The sequence below is a fragment of the Candidatus Nitrospira neuquenensis genome, from assembly GCF_979578155.1.
In genome coordinates this window covers 1-20358 of record NZ_CEFZDU010000018.1, presented here as the reverse complement: position 1 = coordinate 20358, position 20358 = coordinate 1, and the positions used below count along the sequence as shown (strand labels likewise).

The 20358-nt window shown below is 67.6% G+C and carries 17 protein-coding genes; 14 read left to right on the top strand and 3 right to left on the bottom strand.

Annotated features, from left to right (window positions below; translation table 11 throughout):
• The first annotated feature begins 90 nt into the window (after positions 1-90).
• The 12 genes from lepA to AC1U7O_RS08315 all read left to right on the top strand — a co-directional run bounded on the left by lepA (position 91) and on the right by AC1U7O_RS08315 (position 12756).
• Positions 91-1890 carry a translation elongation factor 4 gene (gene lepA, locus AC1U7O_RS08370; protein ID WP_479894268.1) on the top strand — a complete coding sequence of 600 codons (1800 nt, stop codon included), beginning with the start codon at positions 91-93 and terminating at the stop codon, positions 1888-1890.
• An 89-nt stretch (positions 1891-1979) separates the two neighbouring features.
• Positions 1980-2678: a signal peptidase I gene (gene lepB / locus AC1U7O_RS08365; protein WP_479894282.1), complete on the top strand. Its 699-nt coding sequence runs from the start codon at positions 1980-1982 to the stop codon at positions 2676-2678.
• Positions 2648-3733 (top strand): D-glycero-beta-D-manno-heptose-7-phosphate kinase, encoded by a 1086-nt coding sequence (gene rfaE1 / locus AC1U7O_RS08360; RefSeq protein ID WP_479894267.1) that lies wholly within the window; start codon positions 2648-2650, stop codon positions 3731-3733. The genes lepB and rfaE1 overlap by 31 nt, the downstream gene beginning before the upstream one ends.
• Complete coding sequence (gene kdsB, locus AC1U7O_RS08355; protein ID WP_479894266.1) at positions 3726-4487, top strand: 3-deoxy-manno-octulosonate cytidylyltransferase; 762 nt, start codon at positions 3726-3728, stop codon at positions 4485-4487. Before rfaE1 ends, kdsB begins: the two co-directional genes overlap by 8 nt.
• Positions 4488-4519: 32 nt before the next feature.
• Positions 4520-6121: a CTP synthase gene (locus tag AC1U7O_RS08350; protein WP_479894265.1), complete on the top strand. Its 1602-nt coding sequence runs from the start codon at positions 4520-4522 to the stop codon at positions 6119-6121.
• Positions 6122-6142: 21 nt separating this feature from the next.
• Positions 6143-6982, top strand: coding sequence for a 3-deoxy-8-phosphooctulonate synthase (gene kdsA / locus AC1U7O_RS08345; protein WP_479894264.1), 840 nt, complete (start codon positions 6143-6145; stop codon positions 6980-6982).
• A complete protein-coding gene (locus tag AC1U7O_RS08340) occupies positions 6979-7938 on the top strand; it encodes a KpsF/GutQ family sugar-phosphate isomerase (protein ID WP_479894263.1) in 960 nt (319 codons plus the stop codon). The genes kdsA and AC1U7O_RS08340 overlap by 4 nt, the downstream gene beginning before the upstream one ends.
• A 35-nt stretch (positions 7939-7973) precedes the next feature.
• Positions 7974-8594: a CDP-diacylglycerol--glycerol-3-phosphate 3-phosphatidyltransferase gene (gene pgsA / locus AC1U7O_RS08335; protein ID WP_479894262.1), complete on the top strand. Its 621-nt coding sequence runs from the start codon at positions 7974-7976 to the stop codon at positions 8592-8594.
• Positions 8595-8599: 5 nt separating this feature from the next.
• Positions 8600-9208 (top strand): glycerol-3-phosphate 1-O-acyltransferase PlsY, encoded by a 609-nt coding sequence (gene plsY, locus AC1U7O_RS08330; protein WP_479894261.1) that lies wholly within the window; start codon positions 8600-8602, stop codon positions 9206-9208.
• Positions 9209-9436: 228 nt separating this feature from the next.
• Positions 9437-10066 (top strand): TrkA C-terminal domain-containing protein, encoded by a 630-nt coding sequence (locus AC1U7O_RS08325; RefSeq protein WP_479894260.1) that lies wholly within the window; start codon positions 9437-9439, stop codon positions 10064-10066.
• A gap of 35 nt (positions 10067-10101) precedes the next feature.
• On the top strand, positions 10102-11487 hold the full coding sequence (locus AC1U7O_RS08320; protein ID WP_479894259.1) for a Do family serine endopeptidase: 1386 nt from the start codon (positions 10102-10104) through the stop codon (positions 11485-11487).
• Positions 11488-11766: 279 nt separating this feature from the next.
• Positions 11767-12756 carry a lactonase family protein gene (locus AC1U7O_RS08315; RefSeq protein WP_479894258.1) on the top strand — a complete coding sequence of 330 codons (990 nt, stop codon included), beginning with the start codon at positions 11767-11769 and terminating at the stop codon, positions 12754-12756.
• Here the strand turns inward: AC1U7O_RS08315 and AC1U7O_RS08310 are convergent.
• Both AC1U7O_RS08310 and AC1U7O_RS08305 read right to left on the bottom strand, forming a co-directional pair.
• Positions 12742-13746, bottom strand: a complete 1005-nt coding sequence (locus tag AC1U7O_RS08310; RefSeq protein WP_479894257.1) for an MvdC/MvdD family ATP grasp protein — start codon at positions 13744-13746, stop codon at positions 12742-12744. The two genes, AC1U7O_RS08315 and AC1U7O_RS08310, sit on opposite strands and share 15 nt — an antisense overlap.
• Before the next feature lie 66 nt (positions 13747-13812).
• Positions 13813-14037: a hypothetical protein gene (locus tag AC1U7O_RS08305; protein WP_479894256.1), complete on the bottom strand. Its 225-nt coding sequence runs from the start codon at positions 14035-14037 to the stop codon at positions 13813-13815.
• 298 nt (positions 14038-14335) lie between these two features.
• On the opposite strand from AC1U7O_RS08305, the gene AC1U7O_RS08300 reads away from it, so the two are divergent.
• Positions 14336-17812 carry a DNA polymerase III subunit alpha gene (locus tag AC1U7O_RS08300; protein ID WP_479894255.1) on the top strand — a complete coding sequence of 1159 codons (3477 nt, stop codon included), beginning with the start codon at positions 14336-14338 and terminating at the stop codon, positions 17810-17812.
• Positions 17813-17820: 8 nt separating this feature from the next.
• Positions 17821-18792, top strand: a complete 972-nt coding sequence (locus AC1U7O_RS08295; RefSeq protein ID WP_479894254.1) for an acetyl-CoA carboxylase carboxyltransferase subunit alpha — start codon at positions 17821-17823, stop codon at positions 18790-18792.
• A gap of 33 nt (positions 18793-18825) precedes the next feature.
• On the opposite strand, the gene AC1U7O_RS08290 is transcribed toward AC1U7O_RS08295, so the two are convergent.
• The gene (locus AC1U7O_RS08290) at positions 18826-20073 is read right to left on the bottom strand and encodes a DEAD/DEAH box helicase (protein WP_479894253.1); all 1248 of its coding nucleotides are present in this window, start codon (positions 20071-20073) and stop codon (positions 18826-18828) included.
• Positions 20074-20358: the final 285 nt, after the last annotated feature.

The following is a 20358-nucleotide window of genomic DNA, read 5'->3' as shown; positions in this document are numbered from 1 at the left end:
GCCGGCGGATTATAGAGACGAGGCTTCCGCTTTGACAACCTCCGGGCCACCTACTATAATGACCCAATTTCCCCGAACACGAGCAGGGATTTGCACACTCTCATCAGGAACTTCTGTATTATCGCCCATATCGATCACGGGAAATCCACCCTCGCTGACCGGTTTCTCGAAGTCACCGGCGCCGTCACGGCCCGGGAGTTCCGCGAACAGATCCTCGACGCCATGGACCTTGAGCGTGAGCGCGGCATCACGATCAAGGCCCATGCGGTGGCGATCCGGTACCGGGCGAAGGACGGGCGGACCTACGCCCTCCACCTGATTGATACGCCCGGCCACGTGGACTTCACCTATGAGGTCTCGCGGAGCCTGGCCGCCTGCGAGGGCGCGCTCCTGCTCGTGGACGCCACGCAGGGCGTGGAGGCCCAGACGATCGCCAACGCCTACCTGGCGATCGCCAACAACCTGACGATCATCCCCGTGATCAACAAGATCGACCTGCCCAGCGCGGACGTGGAGGGGGTCAAACGCCAGATCGAGGAAGTGCTCGGCCTGGACGTGAAGGACGCGCTCCCGGTGAGCGCCAAGGAGGGTAAGGGCGTCGTCGAGGTGCTGGAGGCGGTGATCGAGCGGATCCCGCCGCCGACCGGCGACCTCCGGAAGCCGCTCAAGGCCCTGGTCTTCGACTCGTGGTTCGACAACTACCAGGGCGTGGTCGTGCTGATCCGGGTGATCGACGGCGTCGTGAAGCCCGGGATGAAGATCCTCGTCATGTCCACCACGCGGACCTTCGAGGTGCTGGAGGTCGGCCAGTTCACGCCCAAGCGGACGAAGGTCGAGAGCCTCGGCGCCGGCGAGGTCGGCTACCTCTGCGCCGGCATGAAGGAGGTGGCCGACACGAAGATCGGCGACACGCTCACGGACGCCGCGCGGCCGACCGACCGGGCGTTCCCCGGCTACAAGGAGGCCAAGCCGCTCGTCTTCTGCGGTCTCTACTCGACCGACACCGCCCGCTACGAGGACTTGCGCGAGGCCCTGAAGAAGCTGCGCCTCAACGACTCATCCTTCGTGTACGAGCCGGAAACGTCGCTGGCGCTGGGCTTCGGCTTCCGCTGCGGCTTCCTCGGCCTGCTGCACATGGAGATCATCCAGGAGCGGCTGGAGCGGGAATACGAGCTGACGCTGATCACGACCGCCCCCACGGTCGTCTACCGGGTGCTGACGACCGCGGGGGAGACGCTGACGATCGACAACCCGTCCAAGCTGCCCCCGCCGAACGCGATCGAGCGGTACGAAGAGCCCTTCATCCAGGCGACGATCATCACCCCGGAGCGGTACGTGGGCGGGATCCTGCAGCTCTGCCAGGACCGGCGCGGCACGCAGAAGGGGCTCCAGTACCTGGACCCCACCAGGGTCCTCCTGACCTACGAGCTGCCGCTGAACGAGGTCATCCTGGACTTCTACGACAAGCTCAAGTCCAAGACCCAGGGCTATGCCTCGCTGGACTACGAGCTGATCGGCTACCGGGACTCGGACCTGGTCAAGGTGGACCTCCTGCTGAACGGCGAGACGGTGGACGCCCTCTCCTTCATCACGCACCGGGAGAAGGCGCAGATCCGTGGCCGCCAGCTCGCCGAGAAGATGAAGGAGCTGATTCCCAAGCAGATGTTCGAGGTGGCGATCCAGGCCGCCATCGGCAACAAGGTGATCGCCCGGGAGACGGTCGGCGCGCTCAAGAAGAACGTCACCGCCAAGTGCTACGGCGGCGACATCACCAGGAAACGCAAGCTGTGGGAGAAACAGAAAGAAGGCAAGAAACGGATGAAGCAGGTGGGGCGCGTGGAAGTGCCACAGGAAGCCTTCCTGGCCCTGTTGAAGGTGACGGGAGAGTGATCATGGACGAGGCTCCCCGACGCACCGAGGAGACCCAGGCCGCCTCGGCCGAGGCCGTCGCGCCGTCCGCCGTGGCGGAGACGCTCTCGATGCCCGAGGCGGCCGCGCCGCCCGCGGCCCCGCCCGCCTCGCGCAAGTCGCTCGTTCGCGAGTACACCGAGGCGATCATCGTCGCGATGATCCTGGCCTTCGCGATCCGGGTCTTCGTCGTCCAGGCCTTCAAGATCCCGTCCGGCTCGATGATCCCCACACTTCTGATCGGGGATCATATCCTCGTCAGCAAGCTCTCCTACGGGCTCCAGTGGCCGACGAACTGCGTGTTCAAGCCCGCCTTTCCGCCGGTGACCTGCTACTCTTCCAAGACCCTGATCCCCTTCGGGGCGCCGCGCCGCGGCGACATCATCGTCTTCCGGTACCCCGAGGACGAGGACAAGGACTTCATCAAGCGGATCGTCGGGCTGCCGGGCGACAAGGTCCAGATCGTCAACAAGACGGTCTACATCAACGACCAGCCGCTCGACGACCGCACCTACACTCAGCGCGTGGACCCCGGGCTCATCGACGGCACCATCAACCCCCGGGACAACTTCGGGCCCGTCACGGTCCCGGAGGGCGCCTACTTCGTCATGGGGGACAACCGGGACCAGAGCCTGGACAGCCGGTTCTGGGGGTTCGTCACCGCCGACAAGATCCGCGGCAATGCCTTTCGGATCTACTGGTCGTGGAGCGGGCAGGGGAAGTGGTACGAGTGGGTGCGATGGGAACGGATCGGAAAGGCCATCCAGTGAGCCGGCCCCGTCCGGCGACACGGGGCGCGCGGCCGGGCGGCGCGGCGCCCGAGGGAGCCCCCGTCCCGCCGGAGACGGCCGCGAGCCTGCGCCAGTACATCGCGCGGTTCCCTCAGGCCCGGATCCTGGTCGTCGGGGACCTGATCCTGGACCACTATGTCTGGGGCAAGGTGAACCGGATCTCGCCGGAAGCGCCGGTTCCCGTCGTCCACGTCCACTCGGAATCGCTCAAGCTCGGCGGCGCCGCGAACGTCTACAACAATGTCGTGGCCCTGGGCGGCCAAGCGGACCTCTGCGGCGTCGTCGGGTCGGACGAGAGCGGACGCCTCCTGCTCAAGGAGCTGGGCCCCAAGCGGCAGGGACGCGGCGGTGTGATCATCGACCCGAACCGTCCCACGACCAGGAAGACGCGGGTGGTGGCCCACAATCAGCAGGTCGTGCGATATGACGTCGAGCGGGCGGCCGAGATCGCGCCGCGCATCCAGCAGCGCGTCCTTCGGTACGTGGAGTCGCGCCTCCGCGAGGCCGACTGTCTCGTCGTGTCCGATTATGCAAAGGGCGTGATCACCGGGCCGCTGATGGCGGAGCTGACCCGGCTGGCGGCGCAGCGCCGCATCCCGATCGTGGTGGACCCCAAGGTCGAGCACTTCTCCTATTACAAGGGCGTGACCGTGGTCACGCCGAATCACCTGGAGGCCGCGAGGGCGGCTGGACTCCAGCAGGCCGAGGACGACCGGGCCGTCGCGGAGGCCGGGGAGATGATCCGGCAGCGGCTGGGCTGCCGGTGCGTGCTCGTCACGCGCGGCGAGAAGGGGATGAGCCTCTTCGAGTCCGACGGCTCCAACTGGCACATTCCGACCATGGCCCGGCAGGTCTACGACGTCACCGGCGCGGGCGACACGGTCGTCGGCACGCTGGCGTTGGCGCTGGCGACGGGGGCTTCCATGAGGGACGCCGCGATGCTGGCGAACCAGGCCGCGGGCCTCGTCGTCGGCCTGGTCGGCACGGCGACCGTGACGGCGGACCGGCTCGCGGAGGCGCTGACCCATGGCTGACCGGCCCCCCAGGGTGACAGTCATCGTCCCGGCCCGGTACGGCTCCTCGCGGTACCCGGGCAAGCCCCTGGCCCCGCTGCTCGGCAAGCCCCTGATCCAGCATGTTTACGAGCGGGCCCGCGCCTCGCGCGGCGTGGATGAGGTCCTCGTCGCCACCGACGACCCGCGCATCCTGAACGCCGTGGCCGGCTTCGGCGGCCGGGCCGTCCTGACCGCGGATGGCTACCGCACCGGATCGGACCGGGTGGCGGCTGTCGCGGCCACGCTGCCAGGCGAGGTTTTCGTGAACCTCCAGGGAGACGAGATCTTCCTCCACCCGGACCTCCTGAGCGACCTGGTGGTTCCCTTCCTCGCGAGCGGGGCGGCCATGGGCACGCTGAAGCGCCGCATCGCATCGCAGGGGGACCTGGAGAACCCCGCCGTCGTCAAGGTCGTCACGGACGCCGGCGGCGAGGCGCTCTACTTCTCTCGCGCGCCGATCCCCCACGTGCGCGACCAGGCGATCCGCGCGGTCCAGCCCGGGTTGCATTACGCTCACCTCGGCCTTTACAGTTATACGCGCGAGGCGCTGGCGCGGTTCGCCGCGCTGCCGACGGGACGGCTCGAGGACGCGGAGAAGCTGGAGCAGCTCAGGGCGATGGAACACGGCATCCGGATCCAAGTCTGGGAAACTGTCCACCCGTCGCTGCGGATCGACACGCCGGAGGACCTGGCGCGCGCCGAGGCCGAGCTGCAGCGGCTCGTGCCGGTCTGAGCGGGAGCGGACAGGCCGGAGGGGAGGGGGCCATGGGCAAATACATCTTCGTGACCGGCGGCGTGGTGTCCTCCCTGGGCAAGGGGCTCGCCTCCGCCTCCATCGGCAACCTGCTGGAGAGCCGCGGGCTCAAGATCACCTTCCTCAAGCTCGACCCCTACATCAACGTGGACCCCGGGACCATGAATCCCTACCAGCACGGGGAGGTCTACGTCACGGACGACGGGGCCGAAACGGACCTGGACCTCGGTCACTACGAGCGCTACACCTCGCTTACGCTCACGCGGGAGAACAACTACACGACCGGCCGCATCTACCACAGCGTCATCCAGAAGGAGCGGCGCGGGGACTACCTCGGCGGGACCGTCCAGGTCGTGCCCCACATCACGGACGAGATCAAGCGCACGATCTTGGAGGTGGCCGAGGGCACCGACGTCGCGATCATCGAGATCGGCGGGACCGTCGGCGACATCGAGAGCCTGCCCTTCCTGGAAGCTATCCGGCAGATTCCCTACGACGTCGGCCGCGAGAACGTCCTCTACGTCCACCTGACGCTCGTCCCCTACATCGGGGCGGCGGGGGAGCTCAAGACGAAGCCCACGCAGCACTCGGTGAACAAGCTGCGGGAGATCGGCATCCAGCCCAACATCCTCCTGTGCCGGACCGACCGCTATCTGCCGCCGGACCTCAAGGAAAAGATCGCGCTCTTCAGCAACCTGGAGAAGGACGCGGTCATCACGGCCAAGGACGTCGAGACGGTGTACGAGGTGCCGATCGTCTTCCGGAAGGAGGGGCTGGACGAGCTGATCGTGCGCCTGCTCCGGCTGGAGACTGGCCCGCCGAACCTGCGGGAATGGGACGCGCTCGTGCAGCGGATCAAGTACCCGAAGCACGAGGTGTCCATCGCGCTCGTCGGCAAGTACGTCGGCTTGAAGGAGTCCTACAAGAGCCTGACGGAGGCGCTCGTCCACGGCGGCATCGAGCACGAGACCCGCGTGCGCATCCAGTGGATCGAATCCGAGGACATCGAGCGCACCGGTACCGAGCGGCTGCTCAAGGAGGCGGACGGGATCCTGATCCCGGGCGGGTTCGGCAACCGGGGCACGGAGGGCAAGATCCAGACGATCCAGTATGCGCGGGAGCGGCGGGTCCCGTTCTTCGGGCTGTGTTTGGGGATGCAGCTCGCGGTGATCGAGCTGGCCCGCAACGCGGCCGGCTTGGCCGGCGCCAACAGCGCGGAGTTCGACCCGGCCACGCCGCATCCCGTCGTCCATCTCATGGCCGACCAGCGGGGCGTGAGCGGCAAGGGCGGCACCATGCGGCTGGGTGCCTACCCCTGCCGCCTGCTGGACGGCAGCCTCGCGCACAAGGCCTACGGCGTGCCGGAGGTCCGGGAGCGGCACCGGCACCGCTACGAGTTCAACAACGCCTACCGCGAGCGCTTGACCGGCAAGGGGCTGGTCCTGAGCGGCCTCTCGCCGGACGGGCAGCTCGTCGAGATCGTCGAGCTGCGCGATCATCCCTGGTTTCTGGCGACCCAGTTTCATCCGGAGTTCACCTCGCGCCCGCACCGACCGCACCCGCTCTTCCGCGAGTTCGTCGGCGCAGCGCTGCGGCGGAAGTGCGGCTCCTGAGCGCCGTCACAGGACGAGGCCATGGCCCATGAGGTGGAGATCGGCGGGCTGAAGATCGGGGGCGGGCGGCGGCACGTCCTGATCGCCGGGCCTTGCGTGATCGAGAGCGAGGCCCACGCGCTGGAGACGGCCGCGCGCATCGCCGAAATCGCCGCCGCCCTCAACCTGCCCTACGTCTTCAAGTCCTCTTACGACAAGGCCAACCGGACCTCGATCCATTCTTTCCGTGGGCCCGGGCTGGAGGAGGGGCTGGCCGTCCTCCGATTGGTGCGCGAGCGGGTCGGGGCGCCCGTGCTGACCGACGTGCACAGCGTCGAGGAGGCGACCCGCGCCGGGGAGGTCGTGGACGTGCTCCAGATTCCCGCCTTCCTCTGCCGGCAGACCGACCTCCTCGTGGCCGCGGCCAAGACCGGACGGGTCGTGAACGTGAAGAAGGGGCAGTTCCTCGCCCCCTGGGACATGGGGAACGTCGTCAAGAAGCTGGAGGAGGCGGGGAATCGGCGTATCCTCCTCACCGAGCGGGGCGCCTCCTTCGGGTACAACAACCTGGTCGTGGACATGCGCTCGCTCCCGATCATGCGACGGCTTGGCTATCCCGTCGTCTTCGACGCGACGCACAGCGTCCAGTTGCCGGGCGGGGGAGGGACGCATTCCTCCGGGCAGCGCGAGTTCGTCCCCCACCTGGCCTGCGCCGCGGCCGCGGCCGGCTGCGACGGCTTTTTCATGGAAGTCCATCCGAGCCCGGACCGGGCGCCCTCCGACGGCCCCAACATGGTGCCGCTGGATCAGTTGAAGCCGCTCCTGGAGCGGCTCCTGCGCATCTGCGAGGCGGCGGGCAAGGGGCCGGAGACCCTCGCATGAGCATCGAGCACGGCCGGCGGGTCCTGGAGATCGAGGCGCGCGCCGTGCGCGACCTGATCGGACGCCTGGACCACCGCTTCGAGGCCGCGGTCCGCCTGCTGCTCGACTGTGCGGGCAAGGTCGTCGTTTCCGGAATGGGAAAGTCCGGCCTGGTCGGCCAGAAGATCGCGGCGACGCTGGCGAGCACGGGCACGCCCGCCTTCTTCCTGCATCCGGCCGAGGGGGTCCACGGGGACCTGGGCATGCTGGCCAGGAAGGACGCGGTCATCGCCATCTCCAACAGCGGGGAGACGGAAGAGCTGCTCCGCCTGCTCCCGCACGTCAAGCGGCTCAACGTGCCCGTGATCGCCATGACGGGACGGCCCCAGTCCACCCTGGGCAAGAACAGCGACGTCGTGCTGGACATCTCCGTGGCGGAGGAGGCTTGCCCGATGGGGCTCGCGCCGACCGCCAGCACGACAGCGACGCTGGCGATGGGCGACGCGCTGGCGATCGCCCTGCTGCAGGCGCGCGGGTTCAAGGAGGACGACTTCGCCCAGTTCCATCCGGGCGGCGTCCTGGGCCGCCGCCTGCTCCTGAAGGTGCGCGACCTGATGCACCAGGGGACGGCCATCCCGCTTGTGCGGGAAGAGGCGCCGGCGCGGGAAGCCATCCTGGAGATGACCACCAAGAAGCTCGGCATGACGGCGATGGTGGACGGGGAGGGCAAGCTGGCGGGCATCGTCACGGACGGCGACCTCCGACGGTTCCTCGAAAAGGGGAAAGACCTCGCGGGAGCCCTGGCCCGCGATTTGGGGAGCCGGAATCCCAGGACGATCGGCCCGGACGAGCTGGCCGCCCGGGCGGTCCAGGTCATGGAACAGCACGCCATCACCTCCCTGGTCGTGGTCGAGGGCGGACGTACGATCGTCGGCGTCATCCACCTCCACGACCTGCTCAAGAGCGGCGTCGTCTGAGATGGGGCGCGCAGCGCGCACGAAGGGCTGACCCCATGCGGGTGACGGAAGCCTACAAGCAGAACAACGCGCTCCCGGCCGGTGCGAGCGCGGCGCGGACGAACCTGAACCTGCCGAACCTCCTGACGCTCGGCCGGATTCTGCTCATCCCCGTGTTCGTGCTTCTGTTCCTGACGCCGACGGCCGAGCGGGCCGCGGCGGCGGCCGCCGTCTTCGTCATCGCTGCGGTCACCGACCTCCTGGACGGGTACCTGGCCCGGCGCCGGTCGGAGGTAACGAAGTTGGGCCGGCTGCTGGACCCCATCGCGGACAAGCTGCTCGTGCTCTCCGGCCTGATCATGCTGGTGCAGTTCCAACGGGTCCACGCCGTCGTGGCGATCCTGATCATCGCCCGCGAGGTCGCGGTGACGGGGATGCGGGCGGTCGCCGCGTCGGAGGGGATCGTGCTGTCGGCCGAGACGATCGGCAAGTACAAGATGGCCCTCCAGGTCGTCGCGATCGTGACCCTCATCCTCGAAGACGCGCTGAGCCCGTGGCTGGGCGATCTGCATCGGCTGGGAACGCTGCTGCTCTACGTCGCCCTCGCCCTGGGGCTCGTCTCCGGAGCGCGGTACCTGATCGAGTTCTGGCGACGGATCGCCACCAAGGGGATCTGACCGTCGTGGCGGACGGATGGCTGGGCCCGGCGTTGATGGTCGGCGGCTACCTGCTCGGCTCGATTCCCTTCGGGCTCCTCTCGACTCGCCTCCTCGGCGCCCCGGACCCCCGCATAGCCGGCAGCGGCAACATCGGCTTTACCAACGTCCTTCGGGTCGCCGGCAAGACGGCGGGCATCCTGACCCTGGTCGGCGACATGGGCAAGGGATGGATCGTCGGCGTCGTCGCGAAGGCGACGCTGGACGAGGACACCTGGGTCCTGGCCGTGGCGTTGACGCCGGTCCTGGGACATCTCTTTCCGGTCTTTCTGGGGTTTCGCGGCGGCAAGGGCGTGGCCACGGCCTTGGGGGCGGTCCTGGGCGTGGCGCCGGCCGCGGGGCTGGCCTCTATCGCGATCTGGGCGACTTCGGTCGGGATCTGGCGATACTCTTCCGGCGGAGCGCTGGCGGCCTTCGCGGCGCTTCCCGCGCTGGCTCTCCTGCTCGAGGGGACGCGCTTCGCGTTGTTCTCGCTCCTCCTGTCCGGGCTCATCACGGTCCGCCACAAGGACAACATCCTCAGGCTCTGGGAGGGCACCGAGCCGAAGATCGGCCACAGGCGGCACGCCACCTGAGGCCGCATCGGCACCCGTGGCGAAACGCATCCCTTCACCCCGCGAGCATCTCTAACCGACGATCCGACCTCACGGCGCCGCCTGGAACGATCGGAGGGCGGTGGAGTTTTGAGACGAGGCGGGTTGTTGCTTTTTGCGAGGAGGCAGGCTACAAGGGGGCGTCGAGCAGGGGCCGGCCAAGGTGTTAGTTGACATAATCACTCTTATCCGACTTTAATCCTCGGGCCCATGACTGCCGAATTCCTCCGCCGCATCCGCCGCGACCTCACCATCACGCTGGAGGGTTTCCGGGAAACCGTCATCGCGATCGCCGAGCACGTTACCCGGAAGGTCCAGATCATGAGCCTCCACTGGCAGGCGGCGGCGACGCTCGGCCAAATGAAGGCCGTCCATCGCGACCTCGGCCGCCGACTGGTCGACGCCGTCGCCCGGAGGTCCGACCTCCTTCCCCCTACGCCGGAGGAAAGGGCCGACGTTGAGCGTCAGGTCATCGAGGCGTCCCGACGTCTCCAGTTGCTGCGACGCGACATGGGACGGACCGATGGTATGATCGGCGACCTGGAGCTTGAGGTACTGCGCGAGGACTGGCTGGCTTTTCAGCGAGACCTGGCGATCCGGGCGGCGTCGATCCAGCGCGTGGTCGTGCCGCGCGGCTCGACCGCTCTCGACCGGACGGTGCGCGAGATCGGCTTATCCCCCTCGGTCCGCCTGGTCGCCGTGCTTCGTGGGCCGACGGTGTTGGTCGACTTCGAGCACCTGCGTTTCCGGGCCGGCGATACGGTCGTGCTGCTCGGACGACGGGACGACCTGAAGGAGGCGGTGCCGCGGTTCACGACGCGCCGCACCGCTACGGCCTGACCGACGAGAACTCTGCGAAGGGGGACAGACGCCTCATGGGCATCAGGTTGCACATCGTCCGTGTCGTCCTCTCCGTGGCCCTCTGCATGGCCTGCCCGCCGCCGGCGTCCTCGGCTACCCCGCCCGCGCGCGGCGCCCCGGACGGGCTCGCGTTGCTCCAGCAGTTCGAGGAGGTGATCACCGAGCTGGCCGAGCGGGTCAAGCCCGCCGTCGTCAATGTGCTGCCCGTCCAGGGAGTCGGGCGCTCCAAGGAATCCTCGCGGGAACGGCCGCCCAACACGCCGGGGTCGGGCTCCGGCGTCATCATCGACCCGGAAGGCCACATCGTCACCAACAACCATGTCGTCGGCGACGCGTCGGAGGTGGAGGTGCGCCTCTCGGACAAGACCAAGTTCGTGGCCCAGGTGGTCGGCAAGGATCCCGACACCGACTTGGCCGTGCTCAAGGTGTCCTCCGAGCGCCCCCTCCCCTACGTAGGGTTCGGGGACTCCAGCCTCGTCAAGGTCGGTCAGTGGGTCATGGCCGTCGGCAACCCCTTCGGGCTGGACCGGACGGTCACGCTGGGCGTCGTGAGCGGCATCGGACGCGAGAACATGAACCTGTCCCGGTACGAGAACTTCATCCAGACCGACGCCTCGATCAATCCCGGCAACTCCGGCGGCCCGCTCTTCAACGTCCGCGGCGAGGTCATCGGCATCAACACGGCGATCATCAACTTCGCCCAGGGCATCGGGTTCGCCATCCCCTCGAACATGGCCAAGCAGGTCATCCAACAGCTCCTCACCCGCGGCAAGGTGGTCCGCGGCTGGCTGGGGGTCGGGATCCAACCCCTGACGGCCGAGCTCGCCACCAAGTTTGGGGTCAAGGAGGGCGAGGGCGTGCTGGTCAACGAGGTCTTCGAGAACGACCCCGCCGCCCGCGGCGGCATCAAGCCGGGCGACATCATCACCAAAATCAACGGGAAACCGGTGGATACCCCCAACAGCCTGTCGCGGTTGATCGCCGGCCTGGCGCCGGGGGACGTCGCCCAGATCGAGGTCATGCGGGACGGGAAGCTCCAGGTGCTCGCGGTAACCTTAAGCGAACGGCGGGAGACCGCCACGGTCGCTTCCGTGCCCCAGTCCAAGCAGGAGCTGAAGCTCGGCCTCGACGTGCAGGACCTGACGGCGGAGCTGGCCGAGAAGTTCAAACTGAAAGAGAGCGCCGGGGTGCTGATCACCAAGGTGGAGTCGGGCAGCGCGGCACAGGTCGAAGGGCTGCGGGAAGGGGACCTGATCAAGGAGGTCAACCGCCGCGAGGTGGCCAGCGTGCGGGAGTTCACCGAGGCGGTGGGCCGCGTCAAGCGCGGCGAAACCGTGCTCTTGCGGGTGCTCCGCGAGAACCGCGCCTTCTATGTCGTGCTGAAGCCGAGCGACAAGTGAGCTGGCGCGACCGGCCGGGGCCTGCGCTCGAACGGCTGCCGTCCCGCCACCGACCGGGGAGGACGGCTGCTGGCTCACCGCATCAATACGCGACACGTCCGCCGGTGATCGAGTTCGGGTCGGCGCGGGCTTGAGCATCTCGGCCCGGGCGCCGGGGTCTTGGCGGAAACCGCCACCGGGCATCCCTCCTCAACCCGACTCAGTTGATGTTCTGTGACAAACGGCATGCAAGCTGCCGTTCCCTGGTCCTCCCCTGCCCCGATGCGCCTTGCGGTCGGCATGCATCCCGTCGCCCTCGCGGTCGAACCCCGCGGCCGATTCCTGTACGTCGCGAACTGGGGCGAGCATACGGTCGGGGCCTATCGGATTGCCGCGGGCGGCGGGCTCGATCCCGTGCCGGGCGCTCCGTTTCCATCCGGGCGCTGGCCCCATTCGGTGGCCGTTGCGCCATCCGGGAATTATCTCTACACGGCTAACGGCGATTCGAACGATGTGTCCGCGTACCGCATCGACGCGGACACGGGCACCCTGGAGCCGCTGGCCGGATCCCCCTATCCGGCCGGTCACCACCCGGAATCGATCACGCTCAGTCCTTCGGGCCACTTCGCCTACGTGTGTAACGGGTTCGGCGGAGACATCAGCGCCTATCGGGTGCAGCGCGACACCGGCGGGCTTTGGCCGTCGATGGCGTCCCCTATCGCGACCGGCGAAAAACCGCTGGCCATGGCCATCGAGTGCTCGGGACGGTATGCCTATGTCGCCAATCGCCGCTTCGATGTCTGGGGGTACCGGATCGAGGGGGAGAGCGGGGCGCTGGAGCTCTTGCCGGAGTCGCCGTTCGCCGCGGGAAAGGGACCGACCGCGATCGTCGCAGACCCTTCCGGGAGGTTCCTCTACGTCGCGAATTTCAAGTCCGACACCATCACTGGGTACTGCATCGACCCTGGGAGCGGGGCGCTCCGTGGCTTGGACGGCTCTCCCTATCCGACCGGCAACACGCCCGTCGGTATCACGGTCGAACCCTCCGGCGCCTTTCTCTACGCGACCAACGGCGGGGACGGTACGATTTCAGGCTGGCGCATCGACGCGGATAGCGGCGGACTGACCGAGATCGCTGGCTCGCCCTTCCCGTCGGGCACGACGCCCTGTGGCATCGCCGCAGACCCGTCCGCTCGGTTCCTCTACGCAGCGAACTGGGGATCCAACGATCTCTTCGCTTACCGCATCGATCGTCCCGGCGGCGCCCTGACCCGCCTAGGGTACCGCTGACCAGTGCGGGCGCGGTACGCTCACCAGCGGCGTGTCGGGGTGGATCTCGCGTACGATTTTGGCCATCAGCCCCTCCGTCGCGTCGGGATCCAGCCAGCCCCATTCGCCGTTATAGTTGGCCTCGAGGAAAATGTACCGGTCGTCCCGGCGCAGGAAATCCAGGCGGGCAAAATGCTGTCCGACCTCGGCCATGAAGCCGAAGATCGCGGCCCGCAGCCCTGCCGGAATCTCGACCTGCTTCCAGCCGCGGTGGGCGTATTCCGTCGCGGCGCGGCGCCAATCGATCGTCTGGTCGATGAACGCCGAGCGATCGAGCTCAAAGGCAAACAGCTCGTCGCGCACCACCGCGACCGTTACGTCATGGGTCGCGTCGACGTAGTCGGTGAGAAACCATGGCTGGGCCGGGTCCAGCGAGCCCTCCTCGACCTTCTGGCTGTAGAAGCCGATGCCCTCCGTGTACTTGAAGTTGAAGCTCTTGCACACCGCCACCTTCCCGTTCCTCAGGAGGTCGCCGCGGTTCAGCACGAATCGGTAGGGCGCGATCTCGAAATACTTCGGCGCGACCCGCAATTGCTGCAGCTTGCCCGAGCGCTGCGTGGCGAGGGGCTGACTCAGGACGACCTTGCCCTGGAGCCAGAAGATGTTCAGCACGTCGGCCCAGGCCATGTACACTTCCTCTTCGGCGTAGCGATCAAGGTCGCTGAGGCGGGTTTGCGGAAACAGGACCGAGCCGCGGATGGAGGATCGCCGGTACACCTTCGCGATCGAGGCATCGGTGACGCGGCGGCCGGTGGGGTCCGCGATTTCGACGCCCGCCTCGCCGAAGCACAGGGCGTAATCCCGCCAGAGGTCGCTGTTATACCGGAAGACACGGTCGCTCCCGAGCCTCCGCACGAGAAGGTCGGCGAGATAGTCGATGGAATTGGCGAGGAGGAGGGTAACCGGACGCGCTGGTGAGGACATAGGGTGGGGCAAGGCAGCGCCCGTCACGGGTGCGTCCCGCCCGCCTGCGCGCGGGCGGAACGTCCGAGCCGGCGACGGATGCCGGGTGAATGCCTACTCGTCGCTCTCGCCGTCGAACTGCGTGCTGCTCGTCGGCGCGCCGGTGGTCATCATCAGCGTGCGGATCCGCTCGCTTTCCGTCCACCGTCTGGTCTGGGTCCGGTGGTCATAGGCGCAGCCCCCCATTTCCGCGCGCCAGAGGAAGCTCTCGTCGGGCTTCCGGCTGACCAGATCGGCCGGCGTCAGTTTTACGGTCGAGACCGCTCCCTGAGTCTGCATAGGGCACCTCCCGGTTGAACCGTCCTCGCTGTCACCGCTCCGCCGTGGCCACGCCCGTTTCCACCCGAGACGCGGGGAGGGACGGACGACCGCTTCGAGCGAACCCTTACACCCTTGCGCTGGAGAATGTCAAATGCCTGGCGGCGTGGTCATCGCCGGATCGCCCACTCCTCTCCCGCCAAGGGTCGGAGCCGGCCGGGCCGGAAGCGACACGGGGCCGGCCAGGGGAATGCCCTGCTCCCTCTTGATTGACTTCCCCTCCCCGTCCGACTATCATTTCGCAGCCGAGGATCTCACGGTGCCCTCCCAATTCATCCACCTCCACCTCCATACCCAGTACAGCCTCCTGGACGGGGCCAACCAGATCGACCCGTTGATCCGGCAGGTTCGGGACTTCAATATGCCCGCGGTCGCCGTCACGGACCACGGGAACCTGTTCGGGGCGGTGGAGTTCTACCGGAAGGCCAAGGAGGCAGAGATCAAGCCGATCATCGGCTGCGAAGCCTACCTCGCCCCCAAGAGCCGTTTCGACAAGGACAGCCAGCTCCCCCACAACGAGTACTACCATCTGATCCTCCTCGCAGCGAACCAGACCGGCTACCAGAACCTGCTCAAGCTGAGCAGTAAAGCTTACCTTGAGGGATTCTATTATAAGCCTCGCATTGATAAGGAGTTATTGCGAGAGCACGCTGAGGGGCTGGTCGCTCTCTCCGGCTGCCTGAGCGGCGAGGTCCCCTACCTGATCTCGCGGGATCGCCTCGACGACGCGATCAAGACCGCCGGCGAGTACCAGGAGATCTTCGGGAAGGAGCGGTACTTCTTCGAGGTCCAGGAAAACGGCGTCGCCGAGCAGCAGGTCGTGAACCGTGGCCTCCAGGAGATGGCCAAGCGGATGGGCGTCCCCCTCGTCGCGACTAACGACTGCCACTATCTCCGAAAGGGCGACGCCAAGGTCCACGACATCCTGCTCTGCCTGCAGACCGGCAAGACGCTCAACGAGCCCAACCGCATGCGGTTCCACACGGACCAGCTCTACGTGAAGTCCACGGAGGAGATGCTGGCCGCCTTCCGCGACTGGCCGGACGCGGTCTGGAACACGAGCCATGTCGCCGAGCTGTGCAACGTGGAGTTCACGTTCGGGACCTACCACTTGCCCGACTACCGCGTCCCCGAGGGGGAGACGCTCGACAGCTACCTCGACAAGCTGGCGCTGAAGGGGCTGGCCGACCGGCTTCGGGAGCGCCCGTCGGGCATCCCCGAAGCGGAATATCAGAAACGGCTCCGCCACGAGCTGACCGTCATCACCTCGATGGGCTTCGCGGGGTACTTCCTCATCGTCTGGGACATCATCAACTTCGCCAAGACCAGGGGTATCCCCGTCGGACCCGGCCGGGGGTCCAGCGCGGGCAGCCTCGTCGCCTACGCGCTGCGGATCACCGACCTCGACCCCCTCGTCTACGGCCTCCTGTTCGAGCGGTTCCTCAACCCCGAGCGCATCTCGCTCCCCGACATCGACATGGACTTCTGCATGGACCGTCGGCAGGAGGTCATCAACTACGTCGTGGAGAAGTACGGGCACGACCACGTCTGCCAGATCATCACCTTCGGGACGATGAAGGCCCGGGCGGCGATCCGCGACGTCGGCCGCGTCATGGAGATGCCCTACGCCGACGTGGACCGCATCGCCAAGCTGGTGCCGGAGGAGCTGAACATCACGCTGGAGAAGGCCCTGGAGGCCGAGCCCCGCCTGAAGGACCTGGTGGACAACGACCCGAAGGTGCGCGACGTCTTCCAGGCGGCGCGCGCCCTGGAAGGCTCGCCGCGCCACGCCTCGACCCACGCCGCCGGCGTCGTCATCTCCAAGGAGCCGCTGACCACCCACGTCCCGCTCTACAAGGGTTCGAAGGACAGCGACGAAGTCGTCACCCAGTTTCCGATGGGCGACGTCGAGAAGGTCGGTCTCGTCAAGTTCGACTTCCTCGGGCTGAAGACGCTCACGATGATCGCCCACGCGGAGCGGCTGATCAACGAGGGCCGGCCCGCCGCGGCCGGCGAGCCCTTCTCGATCGCCGCGGCCCCGCTCGACGACGCCGCGACCTTCGCGCTGCTGTCCTCCGGCAAGACGATGGGCATCTTCCAGCTCGAAAGCTCCGGCATGCGGGACCTGCTGATGGGCCTCCGGCCGGACCGGTTCGAGGACATTATCGCCATCATCGCGCTGTACCGCCCCGGTCCGATGGACCTGATCCCCGACTTCATCAAGCGTAAGCAGGGCAAGATCCCGATCACCTACGAGGTGCCGCTCCTGGAGCCGATCCTCAAGGAGACCTACGGGATCATCGTCTATCAGGAGCAGGTCATGGCGATCGCCAACACGGTCGCCGGCTTCTCGCTCGGCCAGGCCGACATCCTCCGGCGGGCCATGGGCAAGAAGAAACAGGAGGAGATGGTCAAGCTCCGGGCCAAGTTCCTGGAGGGCGCGAAGAAGAACGGGATCGTGCAGAAGACCGCCGAGAAGCTCTTCGACCTGATCCAGAAGTTCGCCGGCTACGGGTTCAACAAGTCGCACGCGGCGGCCTACGCGCTGGTCACCTACCAGACCGCCTACCTCAAGGCCCACCACCCGACCGAGTTCATGGCGGCGCTGCTGACGAGCGAAATGGGCAACACGGACAAGGTCGTCCGGTACATCAACGAATGCCGCGAGCTCGGCATCCCCGTCCTGCCGCCGGACGTCAACGCCAGCGGGAAGGACTTCTCCGTCTCGGGCGGCGGCATCCGCTTCGGCCTGGCGGCCGTCAAGAACGTGGGGGCAGGGGTGACGGAGGCGGTGCTCGAGGCCAGGGCCGCCGAGGGCCCGTATCGCTCCTTCTTCGACTTCTGCCACCGGGTGGACGGACACAGGCTCAACAAGCGGGCGCTGGAATGCCTCATCAAGGCCGGCGCCTTCGACTCGACCGGCGCCCGGCGGGCCCAGCTCGTCGCCGTGCTCGACCGCGCCGTGGACCAGGCCGTCGCCGCGCAGAAGGCGGCCGACTCCGGACAGACGAGCATCTTCGCCGCGATGGAGACCGAAGACAGCGGGAACGGTCGGGGGGTCCTGCCCGTGGACGAGAGCCTTCCCGACCTGCCCGAATGGCCGGAGGACGAGCTGCTCAAGCATGAAAAGGAGCTGATCGGCTTCTACATCACGAGCCATCCGCTGGCGCGTTACGAGGCCATCGTCCGCCGCTTCTCCACCGTGACGACCGAAAAGCTGGCCGAGGCGGCCGACGGCAAGGAGGTCAAGCTCTGCGGGATCGTCACGACCGTGAAGACGACCCTCACCAAGAAGGGCGACCGCATGGCCTACATCCAGCTCGAGGACCTGCAGGGACTGGTCGAGATCATCGTCTTTCCGGACCTCTACCGCACCGCGGAGCCGCTGCTCGTCCCCGAGCGGCTGGTGCAGGTGACGGGCATCGTGGACCGCGCGGACAAGGGGTCCCGGATCAAGGGCACGAAGATCGAGTCCCTGGCCGAGGTGCAGACCCGGTCCGTGTCACGGGTCGTCATCCGACTCGATGACCATCCCGAGGCGCCGGGCCGCCTACGGCAACTCCAGGCCATCGTGCAACGTCATCCCGGGCCGGCCCCCGTCTCGTTGACGCTGCGCTTGACGCCGACCCTGGAAGCGGACACGACCCCCCTGCCGGCCCTGGGCGTGCTGCCGGCCGAGCCCTTCGTGTCCGAAGTCGAGGCCGTCCTGGGCAAGGGCAGCGTGGCCCTGCTATAAGAGGTCCGATGCGCGACTACCTGGAATTCGAAAAGCCCCTCCGAGAGATCGAGGAACGGCTGGAGAAGCTGGCCGGAAGCGGCTCTTCGCGGGCCTCGGTGCAGGAGGAGACCCGCAAGCTGAAGGCCAGGCTCGCCGAGGTGGAGCAGGAACTGTACGGCAAGCTCACGCCGTGGCAGCGCACGCAACTGGCCCGCCACCCCCAGCGGCCGACGGTGCTCGACTACGTGAGCGGCTTCAGCAGCGAGTTCTTGGAGCTCCACGGCGATCGCCTGTTCGGGGACGATCGCGCGATCGTCGGCGGTTTCGCCCGGCTGAACGGCCGGTCCGTGATGGTCATCGGCCACCAGAAGGGCCGTGCGCTCAAGGAGCGCATGCAGCGCAACTTCGGGATGCCCAACCCCGAGGGGTACCGCAAGGCCCTCCGCCTCATGAAACTGGCCGAGAAGTTCCGCCGTCCCATCGTCACGTTCATCGACACGCCCGGCGCCTATCCGGGGATCGGGGCCGAGGAGCGGGGGCAGGCCGAAGCCATCGCGCGCAACCTGCTCATGATGTCGCGGCTCACGGTCCCGATCGTGTCGGTCGTGATCGGCGAGGGGGGCAGCGGCGGCGCACTGGCCCTGGGACTGGCGGACCGCATCCTCATGCTGGAGCACGCCGTCTACTCGGTGATTTCCCCCGAGGGCTGCGCGGCGATCCTGTGGGACGATCCGGCCAAGACGCAGGACGCGGCGACCGCGTTGAGGATGACCGCGGGCGACCTGCACCGACTGGGAGTGATCGACGAGATCGTCCCGGAGCCGGTGGGCGGCGCTCACCGCGACCCGCAGGCGGCCGCGCAACAGGTCGCCAAGGCTCTGGCGGCCCACCTGGCCCAACTGGAAGAGATGCCGGTCGAGGAATTGCTGCGCGGACGCTACGACAAGTTCCGTCGGATGGGCGCGGTCATCGGGCCGGGCGGGGCCGGCTCGCCCTGAGCATCGCTCCGGACTACCGGCCCCGCCGTCCGGTCATCGCTGGAAGGCGTGGGTCGACTGGTGACCGTGGTGGGAGGGGGCCCCTCCCTGCCCGTGCTGCGCCTCGTGCTCCCTGCCTCCCGGCCGGTGCCGGCTCCCCTCAGCATGACGGTGGCCGTGGCCCTGCGGCGTGGACCCGGCGGGCACCCGTTTGCCCAGCAGCCGCTCGATGGCCCGCAACTGGCTCGTCTCCTCGGGGGTGACGAAGCTCGACGCGCGGCCCGACGCACCGGCCCTGGCGGTCCGCCCGATCCGGTGGACATAATCCTCAGGCGAACTCGGCAGGTCGAAATTGATCACGTGGGCGATGTCGTTCACGTGGATGCCGCGGGCCATCACGTCCGTCGCGACCAACACGCGGTACCGCCCGCTCTTGAACCCCTGCAACGCCTCGCGCCGCTGGCCCATCGTGCGGTCCCCGTGCAGGACGGCAACCTTCATGCCGTCGTTCTGCAGCAGGCGCCCGAGCCGGTCGGCCCGCGACTTGGTCCTGGTGAACACCAGGGACGAGCCCTGCTCCTTCTTAAGGAGCGCGCGCAGGAGGTCGGCCTTCTCCTCGCGGCTGGAGTGGAAGAGCTGCTGATCCACCCCCTCCGCCGCCGCGCCGCTCGCCGCGACGGTGATCCTGACCGGATGCTTCAGGTTGGCCCGCACGAGCGCAGCCAGGTCGTCCGGCATCGTCGCCGAGAACAGCAGGGTCTGCCGCTCCTCCGGCAGCGCATCCAGGATCTGATCGATCTGCGGGGCGAAACCCATGTCGAGCAGCCGATCGGCCTCGTCCAGCACGAAGATCTCCAACGCCAGCAGGTTGATCGTGCCCTTCCACATGTGGTCGAGCACGCGCCCCGGCGTCGCGACGAGGATATCCGGGCGCTGGCGCAGGGCCCGCTCCTGCTGGGCCATGTCGGCGCCGCCCACGATGAGGGCCGCCCCGATGTTCCGGCGCTGCCCGAACTGCTCGATGACCTTCTGGATCTGGCCCGCCAGCTCCCTGGTCGGGGCCAGGATCATGGCGCGCGTGCCGTGGCCGCCGGCCAGCCGCTCGATCATCGGCAGCACGAAGGCCGCGGTCTTGCCCGTGCCCGTCTGGGCGCAGCCGATGACGTCCTTGCCCTGGAGGGCCGGGGGAATCGCGCCCCGTTGGATGGGCGTGGGCGCGGCGTAGCCGGCCCGCTCCAGGTCGCGCAGGGCGGAGGCGGACAGGCCGAGGCCCGCGAACGAATCGGTGGATTCCGTGATCATGTCGTTTCTATCCCTTCTGTTGGGGCGGCTGAGCAGGCGGCGGATCAGGGGGTAACAAGCGGAACGTTCCCGGCGGAAAGGGAAGGCTCAGGCAGGTCGCTCCAGGAAAGCCCAAACTCAGTCGGACCCGAATGCCGGTCCGATGGTTGGTTTCAGCGTGACGCCGCCTCGGACCGATGAAAGCGGCAACGATCGGGAGTCTATCGTAAGAAACCCTGAAAGTCAAGCTCCCGTATTGAGTCATCTAAAATCTTACCGAGAGACAGATCGTTGCGTCATTTGTAA